Source organism: Corynebacterium senegalense, from assembly GCF_900411315.1.
Taxonomy (GTDB): Bacteria; Actinomycetota; Actinomycetes; order Mycobacteriales; family Mycobacteriaceae; genus Corynebacterium; species Corynebacterium senegalense.
This window is the reverse complement of record NZ_LS990887.1, coordinates 1,949,174-1,961,140: the sequence shown is the minus strand read 5'-3', so window position 1 is coordinate 1,961,140 and position 11,967 is coordinate 1,949,174. Positions and strand designations below refer to the sequence as shown.

Annotated in this window: 13 protein-coding genes; 1 reads left to right on the top strand and 12 read right to left on the bottom strand. The window is 70.7% G+C overall.

Going from position 1 to position 11,967, the window contains the following annotated elements; genetic code table 11:
- Positions 1–10: 10 nt before the first annotated feature.
- From holA to DYZ02_RS09515, 12 genes are all read right to left on the bottom strand, one after another.
- Positions 11–949, bottom strand: coding sequence for a DNA polymerase III subunit delta (holA, locus tag DYZ02_RS09570; RefSeq protein WP_115686034.1), 939 nt, complete (start codon positions 947–949; stop codon positions 11–13).
- Between the two features lie 11 nt (positions 950–960).
- The gene (locus DYZ02_RS09565) at positions 961–2,601 is read right to left on the bottom strand and encodes a ComEC/Rec2 family competence protein (RefSeq protein WP_115686033.1); all 1,641 of its coding nucleotides are present in this window, start codon (positions 2,599–2,601) and stop codon (positions 961–963) included.
- A 5-nt stretch (positions 2,602–2,606) separates the two neighbouring features.
- Positions 2,607–3,281, bottom strand: a complete 675-nt coding sequence (locus DYZ02_RS09560; protein ID WP_115686032.1) for a ComEA family DNA-binding protein — start codon at positions 3,279–3,281, stop codon at positions 2,607–2,609.
- Between the two features lie 79 nt (positions 3,282–3,360).
- Positions 3,361–4,173: a DegV family protein gene (locus DYZ02_RS09555; RefSeq protein ID WP_115686031.1), complete on the bottom strand. Its 813-nt coding sequence runs from the start codon at positions 4,171–4,173 to the stop codon at positions 3,361–3,363.
- Positions 4,173–4,847: a histidine phosphatase family protein gene (locus DYZ02_RS09550; protein ID WP_115686030.1), complete on the bottom strand. Its 675-nt coding sequence runs from the start codon at positions 4,845–4,847 to the stop codon at positions 4,173–4,175. Before DYZ02_RS09550 ends, DYZ02_RS09555 begins: the two co-directional genes overlap by 1 nt.
- Positions 4,848–4,895: 48 nt before the next feature.
- Positions 4,896–5,375 carry a ribosome silencing factor gene (gene rsfS, locus DYZ02_RS09545; protein WP_115686029.1) on the bottom strand — a complete coding sequence of 160 codons (480 nt, stop codon included), beginning with the start codon at positions 5,373–5,375 and terminating at the stop codon, positions 4,896–4,898.
- 143 nt (positions 5,376–5,518) lie between these two features.
- On the bottom strand, positions 5,519–6,148 hold the full coding sequence (nadD, locus tag DYZ02_RS09540; protein WP_115686028.1) for a nicotinate-nucleotide adenylyltransferase: 630 nt from the start codon (positions 6,146–6,148) through the stop codon (positions 5,519–5,521).
- Between the two features lie 40 nt (positions 6,149–6,188).
- Positions 6,189–6,770 carry a hypothetical protein gene (locus DYZ02_RS09535; RefSeq protein ID WP_115686027.1) on the bottom strand — a complete coding sequence of 194 codons (582 nt, stop codon included), beginning with the start codon at positions 6,768–6,770 and terminating at the stop codon, positions 6,189–6,191.
- 64 nt (positions 6,771–6,834) lie between these two features.
- Positions 6,835–8,136, bottom strand: coding sequence for a glutamate-5-semialdehyde dehydrogenase (locus DYZ02_RS09530; RefSeq protein WP_115686026.1), 1,302 nt, complete (start codon positions 8,134–8,136; stop codon positions 6,835–6,837).
- A 39-nt stretch (positions 8,137–8,175) separates the two neighbouring features.
- On the bottom strand, positions 8,176–9,102 hold the full coding sequence (locus tag DYZ02_RS09525; RefSeq protein WP_115686025.1) for a D-isomer specific 2-hydroxyacid dehydrogenase family protein: 927 nt from the start codon (positions 9,100–9,102) through the stop codon (positions 8,176–8,178).
- Positions 9,103–9,130: 28 nt separating this feature from the next.
- A complete protein-coding gene (gene proB / locus DYZ02_RS09520; protein ID WP_115686024.1) occupies positions 9,131–10,264 on the bottom strand; it encodes a glutamate 5-kinase in 1,134 nt (377 codons plus the stop codon).
- Between the two features lie 49 nt (positions 10,265–10,313).
- Positions 10,314–10,703: a MarR family winged helix-turn-helix transcriptional regulator gene (locus tag DYZ02_RS09515; protein ID WP_181896945.1), complete on the bottom strand. Its 390-nt coding sequence runs from the start codon at positions 10,701–10,703 to the stop codon at positions 10,314–10,316.
- Between the two features lie 183 nt (positions 10,704–10,886).
- Between DYZ02_RS09515 and DYZ02_RS09510 the strand changes: the two genes are divergently transcribed.
- On the top strand, positions 10,887–11,855 hold the full coding sequence (locus tag DYZ02_RS09510; RefSeq protein ID WP_147291504.1) for an ABC-2 transporter permease: 969 nt from the start codon (positions 10,887–10,889) through the stop codon (positions 11,853–11,855).
- Positions 11,856–11,967 lie beyond the last annotated feature (112 nt).

Below are 11,967 nucleotides of genomic sequence, written 5' to 3'. Positions count from 1 at the left end.
GCACGCGGGCCTAACGCGCCAGCTCAGCAATGCGACGCACCGCGTCCTCGAGCGCGAACTCCTCGTCGCCGCCCTGCCCCTTCACCGCCGCGTCGAGGTCGGCGATGATGATCACGGCCTCGCTGACGGCCTGCCCTGACCAGTTGCGCGCCACCTGCATGGCCTTCTTGGCGGCGAAGGGGTGCATGCCGAGGCTGCGGGCCAGCTGGTTCGGGTTGCCGCGGGTGTTGTACAGCCTGGCGACGTCACCGACCTTCATCGCCAGTGCCGCCGCGATGGCCACGGGGCTGATTCCCAGCTGCAGCGCGCGTCGCGTCGACGCCAGCGCCTTGTCCACCCGGCCGGTGACGGCCTGCTCTGCGATGTCGAAGCCGGAGACCTCCGCCACGCCCGAGTAGTAGGCGCGCACGCTGGCCACGGTCAGCTCGCCCTCGGTGTCCGCCACCAGCTGGTCCACCGCGGACGCCAGCTCGCGCAGGTCGGAGCCCACCGACTCGAGCAGCGCCGCCACCACGTCGGGGGTGGGGCGCACGCCGTGGCGGCGGAACTCGTTGGTGAGCCACGTGTGGCGCTCGCGGTCGCGCAGCGGGTCGACCTGGTGCACCTCAGCGATCTTGGAGAACTTCGGCACCATCGACTTCTGCCGCCCGCCGCCGGTGTGGCGGATGATCAGCGTCAGGCCCGGCGCGGGGTCCGCCGCAGCCTGCAGCAACAGCTCCGTCGGCTCCTTGCCCGCCAGCTCCGCGTTTTCCACCACCGCGATGCGTTCCTCCGCGAACAGCGAGGGACTGGTGGCCATGATCAGCTCGCCCTCGGTGACGTCGCCCGCGCGCAGCGTGGTCAGCTCGGCGGCGGGGCTGGCGCCCTCGATGATGGAGCGGGTGGCCCGCTCGGCGAGGAATTCATCCTCGCCGAGCACGAGGTGGACGGGGTTGAGCATGCGGCCCATCTTATCGTCTCTCACCCGTCCGGCCCCGCCCGCGCGATCAGCCTGTCTCCGTCGCGGTAGAGGCGCGCGGGTGGGTCGCGGTTCGGAAAGATCACCGGGATGCCCGAGCGTGTCCGGACGGGGCGGGCGTGCGGCCGGCCCTCCTCGAGCACCACGACCAGCTCGGTACCCGCGGGAACGGGCTCCACCTCCTCCTCCGTGCGCACCACGTGCGCGCGCAGGCCGGTGGGGTCGACCTCCCTGCCCGGCCGCAGGTCCACCCCGGCGGCCAGCGCGAAGCAGACCGCGGCGGCCAGCGTGGCGCCCGGGCGGCGCGCCACGAGCCCGGCCACGATCCAGCCGTAGGCCACCGCGGTTGTCAGCGGCGCGGCCGGGACCGTCGCGCCGGACCACCCGGACAGCGTCATCGCCACGGCGTGGACCCACCAGGCGAGCGGCTCGATGACCCACAGCAGCAGCGCCTCCAGCCCGCCGGGCGCGAGCGAGAGCACGACGGCGATCAGTCCGAGAACGGTGATCGGGGCGACGACGGGTGCGACGAGGATGTTCGCCGCCACGGACACCAGGGAGACGCGGCCCGCCATGAGCGCGACCAGCGGCATCGTGGCGAGGTCGGCCGCCACGGCGACAGACAGGGCGCGGGTGAGCACGTCGGGCCACCTCAGCGGCGCGAGCCCCCGGTAGACCACGGGGCTCACCGCGACGATCCCGGCCGTCGCGGCCACCGACAGCGCGAACCCGTAGCTGACCGCCAGGTTGGTGTCCACCAGGACCAGCGCAATGACGGACAGGCACAGCGCGTGCACCGGCTCCGAGATCGAGGAGGACAGCACCGCGACGAGCGCCACCAGGCCCGTCACTGAGGCGCGCAGCACGCTCGGCTCGGGCCCCACGAGCACCGCGAAACTCAGCAACGCAACACCGGCAGCCGCGATCCGGGCCCGCAGGCCCAGCCGCAGGGCGCTGGCCGCCAACACCGCCGCGGTGGTGACGATGGCGACGTTGCTGCCCGACACGGCACTCAGGTGCGACAGCCCCGCGTCGACGTAGGCCTGGGAGGCCTGCCTGTCCTGCAGCGAGGTGTCCCCCAGCACCATCCCCGGGATGAGCCCGCGCACGCCGCCCCCTGTGTGCTCGCCGACGGCCGCGGCGAAGGTCTCGCGCACGTGCTGGGCCACCCCCGCCAGACCCCGCGGCCCCTCCAGCACGTCGACCCGGCCGCTGATGCTCACCTTCGCCGTCCCCGGGGCGCGCGACTCGGCCGCTGTTCCCGTCACCTCCACGAGCGCGCCCGGCACTGCCCCGGTGGGCGCCTCCCGCACGAACACGGCCACGGGGCCGGGGTGGCCCGGCACGAGGAGGCGCAGCAGGACGCCTCCGCCGTCCAGTTCCTTCGGCTCCCCGCTGAGGTGCCCGCGCGCCACACCGGGGAACTCCCACGCGCGGGCGGCGCGCAGCCGCAGCCACACCACCGCCGCCGACGCCGCGCCGAACCCAGCCACCAGCACGGCCTGACCCGCCTGGCGGGCCGCCAGCAGCGCGGCCCCCGCGGAGCAGGCCAGGGCGAGGCCCGCCCAGGGGGCGTACAGCAGCGCGGCCAGCGCCGCCGCCCACACCACGGCGGCGGCGGGGACGAGGCGCAGCTCCTGCACGGGGACTACACCGTGACCAGGTCTTTGAGCGCCTCGAATTTGGCGGGGCCGATGCCCTTGACGTCGTTGAGCTTGTCCACGCTGGTGAACGGCCCGTTCTTCTCGCGGTGGGCGACGATCGCCGCGGCGGTCGCCTCCCCCACCCCGGGCAGCGCCGTGAGCTCCTGCGCCGTCGCCGTGTTGAGCGACACCAGCCCCGCGTTGCCCGAGCCGGTCTCACCTGGGGCGGCGGGCGGGCCGGGCGGGGCCTCCCCCTGGGCCACGACGTGGATCTGCTGGCCGTCGGCGAGCGGCTGCGCCTGGTTCAGCGCCACGAGGTCAGCTCCCGGCCGCGGGCCCGCCGCCGCCAGGGCGTCCGCCACCCGCGCCCCCGGTTCCAGGGTGGCCAGGCCCGGACGGTCCACCTCCCCCACGACGGAGACGACGATCGAGGACGGGGCAGCCGGCGCGGAGGAGGCTGTGGCCGCCACAGTGTCCCAGGTCGCGGGCCCGAGCTCCTGCGGTGCCGGGCGCAGCACCGCCCAGGCGCCCACCGCGGCGAGCACCGCGCCGGCCACCGCCGCCGCCTGTTTGGGCGACACGGTGAACCGCGGGGGCGGGTACCGGACGTCCATCACGTCCTCCTCCCCCGTCGGGCGGGTGAGCTCCCTGAGGCGGTCCACGGTCGTCGTCGCGTTCATGCCCCACACACTAAGGGCGCGGCAAGGAGAGGGAAACGCCGGGCGCCACAGCCTGTGGACAACCGCGGTGACGCGTCACCTACTCGGCGGGGCTGTCCACAACCTCCGAGGAGAAGACCACCGACAGGCCGACCGCGCCGGGGCCGGTGTGGACCGCGAGGACGTCGACAAGCGGCTCGACCATGACCTTCGAGTCTTCCGGGAGCACCTGCCGCAACGTCTCCGCCAGGGACTCGGCCGCCTCCTCCGCCCCGGCGTGCTGGATCGCCGCAAAGACGGGCTCGCCGCCGGCGCGCTCGAGCACGAGCTCGGTGAGCTTGGAAAAGGCCTTCGTCTGGGTGCGGGTCTTGCCCGCGAGCTCCAGCTTCCCGCCGTTGAGGCGCAGGATCGGCTTGGTGGCGAGGAGTGCCGCCGAGAGCACCGCGGTGCCTGTCGACAAGCGCCCGCTCTTGCGCAACCCGTCGAGCTGGTTGAGGTAGAGCCACGTTTCGGAGCGCGCGATGGTCTGCTGCGCGATCTCCTCGCACTCGTCCAGGCTGGCGCCGTCGCGCGCCAGCGAACCTGCCGCCATCGCCGCCGCGCCCAGCGCCATGCCCGCGGTGTCGGTGTCGATCACCCGCACCGTGCCGGGGAAGACGGCCGAGGCGGACACCGCCGCCGACCACGTCGAGGAGAGGTTCTTCGACAGGTGCAGAGCCACGACCCCCGCATCCCCGCCGCGCTCGAGCTGGCGCGCGTAGGCAGCCGCGAGCTCAAGCGCGCCGAGCCCGCTTGTCGACGCCCCCTCCCCCTCATCCTCCATGACATGCAGCGGCACGACGGTGATGTCCAGCTGCTCCGCGATGCTCTCCGGGATTCCCGCCGCGGAGTCGACGACGATGCGCACCCCCATTACTCGCCCAGCCCCTGGTTCCAGGCGTCGAGGTACCACGACAGCTGCGCCGGGTCGGCCACGTCGGCGGGGCCGGTCTGACCCGCGCCGTCCGCGGTGTAGCGCGGCATGCCGCTGAGACGCGACGTGTTGGTGTTCTTCAGCCCCTTGAGCAGCGGGTACTGGCCCACCTCGAGGCCAAGCAGGTTCGACGTCAGCGCGGAGATCGTGCCGCCGTGCGCGACGAAAAGCACCGCGCGGCCCTCCCACTGCGGGTAGGAGGCCACGAGCTCATCGACGACCGGGCGGGCGCGGCGGGCCACATCGAGCCTGCTCTCGCCCTCGGGCGGCGCCCAGGAGGCGTTGTTGCGCCAGTGGGCGCGGATGCCCGCGCGCCAGCTGTCCACCTCGGCGTGCGTCTTGCCCTGCCACTGTCCCAGGTGGGTCTCGCGCAGGCGCTTGTCGGTGGTGACGTCGAGCCCGAGCACTTCAGCGACGATCTCGGCGGTGTCGCGGGCGCGCGCCAGGTCGGAGGAGACGATCCTGGCCACCCCGGCGCCCTCGAGCTGGCGCGCCGCGGCGCGGGCCTGCTCGATCCCCACCTCCGAAAGGTGCGTGTCCAGCTGGCCCTGCATGCGCTTCGTCGCGTTGTACTGCGTCTCGCCGTGCCGCAGCATGATCAGTCGTCTACTCATCGTCCACCCGTGGCCTTGTCGTCATTGGCGTTCCGGCAGTTGCGCCGGTCAGTACGGGTAGTCGTCGCCGGAGTCGGCGGGGCCCTCACCGGCGAGCGGGAGGTCCTCGATGTCCTCGATGCCGCGCACCGCCGAACCGTCGTCGAAGAAGCCCGGCCGCTCGTAGGGGTCCAGGCCCTCGACCTCGATGACGGGGCAGTCGGCGTAGAGCCGGTCCAGGCCGTAGAAGTCGCGCTCGGCGTCGCGCTGGACGTGCACGACGATGGAGCCGTAGTCCAGCAGCACCCAGCGCATCTCGCGGTTGCCCTCGCGGCGCTTGGGCTCGAGCCCGGCCTTCGTCATCTCCACCTCGATCTCCTCGGTGATGGCGGCCACCTGGCGCTCGTTGTCCGCGGAGACGATGACGAAGATGTCGGTGATGGCCAGGACGTCGGAGACGTCGATGACCCCGATGTTGCGGCCGAGCTTCTCGTCGGCGGCACGGGCCGCCACGATGGCCTGGTCACGGGAAGATTGCAGAGCAGTCAAATGTACTAAGTCCTTAGAGTCGTCTATTCCTCAGTGGCCCTCGGTTGCCCGCTCCCCGGCGCGCGGGGGAAGACTCGAGGACATTGGGGCCATTGTCGCACGTCGACGTGGGTTCCTGCCACTCGCCGCGGCACCGCCGGATCTCACGAGGGCGCGTAAAGGTCGTTCTTGGCGATGTACTGCACCACCCCGTCGGGCACGAGGTACCACACGGGCCTGCCGGAGCGGGCGCGCTCGCGACAGTCCGTGGAGGAGATCGACATGGCCGGGATCTCGATGAGGTGCACCCGCTCCTGGTGCTCGAGCGGGAGCATGTCCTCGCGCAGCTCGTAGCCCGGGCGCGTCACGCCGACGAACTCGGCGAGGTCGAACATTTTGTCCCAGTGGTGCCAGGACATGATCGAACCGAGCGCGTCGGCGCCGGTGATGAAGAACAGGTCGGCGTCCGGGTATTCGTCGTGCAGGTCAGTCAGGGTGTCGATCGTGTACGTTCGCCCACCGCGCTCGATGTCCACGCGGGAGACGTGGAAGCGCGGGTTGGAGGCGGTGGCGATGACCGTCATCAGGTAGCGGTCCTCCGAGTCGCTGACCTGCTTGCCCTCCTTCTGCCACGGCTCGCCCGTGGGCACGAAGATGACCTCTTCCAGGTCGAAGTGGTCCGCCACCTCGCTCGCGGCCACGAGGTGGCCGTGGTGGATCGGGTCGAAAGTGCCCCCCATGACGCCGATGCGGCGCCGGGGGGCGGCGTGGGGGCTGCGGGTGGGCCTGTCCATGGGGCTAGAGTGTATCGCCCGGCCCCCGGCCACGCGCTAACTAGCCGGAGCGGACCCGGTCGACGAAGCGGCCGAAGGAATCGGAGACCTGGTTGTCCCACTCGGAGGGGGCGCGGAAGTAGCGCCCGTGGTTCCCGCCGGTGGGCTGGGAGGCCCGCAGCGTCTGCGGGGAGAGGTCGCACACCCCGTCGAGCGGCAGGCAGTAGTTCACCCTGTTCGGGGTGGCCGCCGCGGTGCGGGTGTTGAAGAGCAGGCGGCCGAGCATGCCGCCGGCACCGCCGCCGGCCACGCCCACGGTGGAGGGGTCGCCCGCCGCGGTGTTCGGGTTGCCGAAGTAGACCACGCCGGCGAGCTGGCCGCGGCGGGCGGTCATGAGCACGGGGCTGGCGTGCTGCAACGCCGGGCTGAGGGCCTGCACGACGGTGGCGGGGATGGCCACGGCCGGGGTGTCGCACTCGGGGTAGGTCGCCGGGTGGTAGTTCGGGTCCATGCCGAGCACCTCGACGTCCTTCATCGGCGAGTTCTCGCTGTGGGCGTCGGCGTCGGGGCCGGCGCCGGACAGCGGGGCGAGGGTGGCGGCGGCTGCTGCGACGACGGAAGCCGCGAGGGAGGCAGCCCGCACGAGGTGACCGACTACATCAGAAAGCTTCGGTCAATATGTGTCCCAGCGCGCCCCAAGGTTCCTCTTAGGGACGCGTCTGCCCCTCCCCCTCCAGGATCCACTTCGTGCTGGTCAGCTCGGGCAGCCCCATCGGTCCCCGGGCGTGGAGCTTCTGGGTTGAGATCCCGATCTCAGCGCCGAAACCGTACTGTTCCCCGTCGGTGAAGGCGGTTGACGCATTGAGCATGACCGCCGCGGAGTCGACGCGCTCGGCAAATCGCGCCAGCGTCGCGGCGTCGCGCGAGGCGATCGCCTCCGTGTGGCCCGACGACCACCGCGCGATGTGCTCGATCGCACCCTCGACGCCGTCGACCTCGGCCACGGCGATGTCGAGGGAGAGGTACTCCTCGGCCCAGTCGGTCTCGGTCGCGGCGACCACACCCTCGGCCCCGAACGCCGCAAGCTTCTCGACGTCCCCGTGCACCGTCACACCCGCCTCCTGCAGCGCGCGCACCACGCGGAGCTTGTCCGGGGCGGGGAGGGTGGCGTCGAGAAGCGCCGTCTCGGTGGCGTTGCACACCGAGCAGCGCCGCGTCTTTCCGTTGAGGAGCATCGGGATCGCTACGTCGAGGTCGGCGGCGCCGTCGACGTAGAAGTGGCAGTTGCCGCTGCCGGTTTCGATGGCGGGGACGGTCGCCCCGGTCACGACGGCTTCGATGAGGCGCGCGCCGCCGCGCGGGATGACCACGTCCACGAGACCGCGGGCGGTGATGAGGTCCTGGACGGAGTCGTGGGTCTCGCAGGGCAAAAGCTGCACGATCTCGCGGGGCAGCCCGCGCTGCTCTGCGGTGTCCTGCAGCACCTCCACGAGTGCCTCGTTGGAGCGCCGCGCCGACCTCGAACCGCGCAGCAGGGCCACGTTGCCCGACTTCAGGGCCAGGCCGAAGGCGTCGACGGTGACGTTCGGGCGCGCCTCGTAGACCATGCCCATCACGCCCAGGGGCACGCGGACCTGGCGCATCCTGATGCCGTTGTCCATGGTGTGGCCGCGCAGCACCTCCCCCACCGGGTCTGTCAGCGCCGCGACCTGGCGCAGCCCGTCGGCGATGGCGCCGACGCGCGCCTCGTCCAGCGACAGCCTGTCCACGAGCGCGGAGTCCATCCCCGCGGCCCGGCCCGCCTCCACGTCCTCCCGGTTCGCGGCGAGGACCTCCCCCGCCCGTGCCTGAAGAGCCTCGGCGGCCGCCGTGAGCAGCGCGTTCTTCTCGGGGGCGGCAAGCGACGCGACGCGCGGGGCAACCCGCTTGGCCGCGCGGGCGCGCGCCAGCACCTCCTCACGCTCGGCGGCGCGGCTGGGGGTCGTCGTCTCGCTGGGGGCGGCAGTCATGCACACAGCATAGCCGCGCCCCGGACGCGCCCTGCTCTCTCAGTACCCCTTGTCCACGTCCACCTCGGTGCGCATCCTCTCCCCCGCGGCGTAGAGCCGCCAGTTCTCCTCCGCCAGGGCACCCACGCGCGACTTCATGTAGCGCGGGATGTTGGCCGTGTGCGGGGTGATCACGCAGTTGTCGAGGTCCCACAGGCGGTGGTGCGCCGGCAAGGGCTCCGGCTCAGTGACGTCCAGGCCGGCCCCGGCGATGGAGTGGCTGCTCAGGGCGTCGGCAAGCGCCTCGGTGTCGACGAGCGGGCCGCGCCCCACGTTGACCACCACCGCCGAGCCCTTCATCCGGCCCAGCTCCTTTGCGCCCACCATGTGCCGGGTCTCCTCCGTCAGCGGGGCGAGCAGCACGAAGCAGTCGGCCTCCTCCCACACCGCGGGGAAGGACGGATCCGACATCGCCACGGTGCGCGCGGCGCCCTCCACGGGCTCGCCGGATCGATTCACCGCGATCACCTCCACCCCCAACGGCTCGAGCAGGCGGATCAGCTTCGCGCCGATGCCCCCGGCGCCGATCAGGGCGAGCTTCTTGCCGTCGAAGAGGTAATCCGTCGTGCCGAACAACTCCCGCTGGTTCCACTCGCGGCGCACCTGCCTGTGCCGGTGGAGAACCGCGAGCAGGAGCGCGAGCGCCGACTCGGCGACGGTGTCGTCGTAGAGCCCCTTCGCGTTGGCCCAGCGCACGCCGCGGGCGGCGGGGCCGGCGAGCGTGCCCGCCTCAACCAGGGCCTCGATGCCCGCGTAACAGACCTGCACCACCCTGACACTGTCGGGCAGCTCGTCGGGAAAGTCGTCCGGGCCGCCACTGAATACGAGCATATCGGGATGACCGTCGAGGTCGACGAGGGTGTGCCCGGCGCGCTGGAGGTCCGCGACGGTCTGGTCCCAGGGCCGGGGAAGGAATGCGTATTTCATGCCCACCAATGTAGGGGAGTTCTCCCACCTACACTCGCGAGGCATAGTTCGACAGGTAATCGGCGTGGACGACGGGGCGGCGCTGGCTGAGGTCGAGATCCCCGGTCTGCTTGCCCAGCATGAGCTGCAGCTCGGGGGCATCGTAGGCGACCTCGCCCCTCCCGATGGTCTCGCCGTCGGGACCGAGGATCTCGACGATGTCCCCGCGGTGGAAGTCGCCCTCAATCTCGGTGATGCCCACGGCAAGCAGGGATGTGCCGCCGCCCGTCACGGCCTGCACCGCGCCTGCGTCAAGGCGCAGCACTCCCTCGGCGTCCGCAGCGTAGAGCGCCCAGAACTTCCACGCGGACAGCCGCGAGGACGGGCGGGTGTGGAAGACGGTGCCCACGTCCGCGGTGGTGAGCGCGTCGGAGATGCGTTCTGCGGACGTGAGCAGCACGGGTACACCCCCGCGCGCCGCCAGGCGGGCCGCGGAGACCTTGGCCGCCATCCCCCCGGTGCCCAGGCGCCCGCCGTCGCCAGCGGCGACGTCCTGCAGGTCGTTTCCGCTGCGCACCTCCCCGACGAAGCGCGCCTGGGGGTCCGAGGGCGGGCGGTCGTAGAGCCCGTCCACGTCGGAGAGAAGCACCAGGGCGTCCGCCGACACGAGCGTGGCCACGATCGCCGACAGCCTATCGTTGTCTCCGAAGCGCATCTCCGACGTAGCAACGGTGTCGTTCTCGTTCACGATGGGCACCGTTCCCAGCTGGCGCAGCCGGTCGATCGTCCGCTGGGCGTTGCGCGCCCGGTCACGCCGTCCGGCGTCCGCCTGGGTCAGCAGCACCTGACCAATGGCGCGCCCGTAACGCGTGAAAGACTCACCCCAAGCCTGCGCGAGATGCACCTGCCCCACCGCGGCCGCCGCCTGGCTGGTGGCTAAATCCCGCGGGCGCGCCTTCAGACCAAGAGGCGCCATCCCGGCCGCTATGGCGCCTGAGGAAACAACGATGACGTCGCTGCCTGCGGACATGCGTGCCTCAAGGGCGTCGACAATGCGGTCGATTTTTTCCCGGCTGACCGAGAAATCCGGGTTGACCAGCGACGAGGTCCCGACCTTTACCACGACCCTGCGGGCAGTGGCGACATGGCGGCGTAGCTGATCCTGCGTCATCTCCTGGTCCATGCGCAAAGTGTATCCTGCGGGTCGCCGAGGCCGTCGCCGGCCTTTCACCTTAGCTGGAGCCGTTGTACTTGACCAGCAGCCTGAGAAAATCCAGCCGTTCCCGCTCGGTCCAGCCCGCCTGCTTTTCCTCGACGATGCTTATCCACGTTTCATCCGCCTCCGCGAGGGTGGCCAGGCCCCCGTCGGTGAGGAGGAGGTCGTGCATCCGGTGGTTGCCGCTTCTCTTCCGCCGCTCGAGGTACCCCTTGCCCTCGAGCTGCGCGACCTGCCTGCTGATGGTCGACTTGTCCGATTGCAGCTGGGCGGCGAGGTCCTTGGCCGTGATCCCCGGGTTACCCCGGATCGTCGACAAGATCAGGGATTCGTTGTACGTAATCCGCATGTTGTGGGCGATCCGCGCGCCGCGAACCTTCTTCACCAGGGCCCGCACCTCCTCCATCGTACGAGCTGATAGGTCGTGACCCCTCATTGCACCCTTTCCGGCGATGCTCTAGCATATCAGTTGCATTATACAACTCCATCCGAGGTTTCCATGTCATCGATCTCCACCCCGACCACGTCACTCCCCCCAGTCCGGCCAGTCCTAGAGGCGGCCGGATTGTCCTCCTTAATGGCGTTCATCATGCTTTTGCTCTACCTCGGGGGCTTCCACAACCCGGCCCCGCGCAACCTCGAGCTGGCTGTGGTCGCCACGGCCCCCATCGAGGACAGCGTCACTTCCGCCCTGAGTGACGGGTTTCACCTCCGCACCGTCGACAGCCGTGACGAAGCGGTGCACCTCCTGCAGGCCCGGGAGATCGCGGGCGCCTACATCCCCGGCCCCGACAGGGATACCGTTCTCACCGCGCCCGCCGCCTCCGCGACGACGTCAGACGTGGTCGTCAAAGAGTTCCAGCAGGTGGCGCTGGTGGAGGGAAAGCCCCTCTCAATCGATGACGTCGTGCCTCTGGCCCAGAATGACCCAGTCGGGCAGAACAGCTTCTTCTACATGGTTGCCCTCTCCGTGGGCTCCTACGCAACGTCCATCGCCATCGGCGCCTCCGGCGTCCACCAGCGCTTTCGGATGCGCATCGCGCTTGCCACCGTGGCGGCGGTCAGCATCGCATCCATTTTCCTTCTCGCGGCGACCACGATCTTCGGGCTTTTCGACGGCCACGCTCCCTCCACGTGGGCGCTGTCTTTGCTCTACTCCATGGCGATCATCTTCTTCGGCGTCGGCCTGCACCCGCTCCTGGGCCGATTCTGCACACTCACCTACGCGAGCATGTTCGTGGGCCTCAACTTCACGTCCTCGGGAGGAGTATTCGGCCCCGAGCTGCAGAATGCGTTCTTCCGCACCGTCAACGAGTTCTGGATCGGCGCCGGATTCATCGACGCCACGAAGAACATCGCCTACTTCCCCCAGCTGTCGCTGACCCACCCCGTCACCCTTCTCGTCGGGTGGCTGCTCGTGGGGATCGCGTGCCTGGCGCTAGGGGCCACGGTGGAGCGCCGGCGCAACGACCCCACCCATGCTCTACCCCGCAAGGAAAGCTACGGCCTCTCTGAGGACATCGAGGAGGAGCTGGAGGAAAACGTGGCCGCGGCCTAGCGGGTTTGGTCCGTGTCCGTGCACTCCGTCACCGTGCGGCCTGCTCACCGCAGGCCGCTACCGATGGTGAAGACGAACCCGATGTCTTCCAGAGCGTGGGTACCCCAGTGTT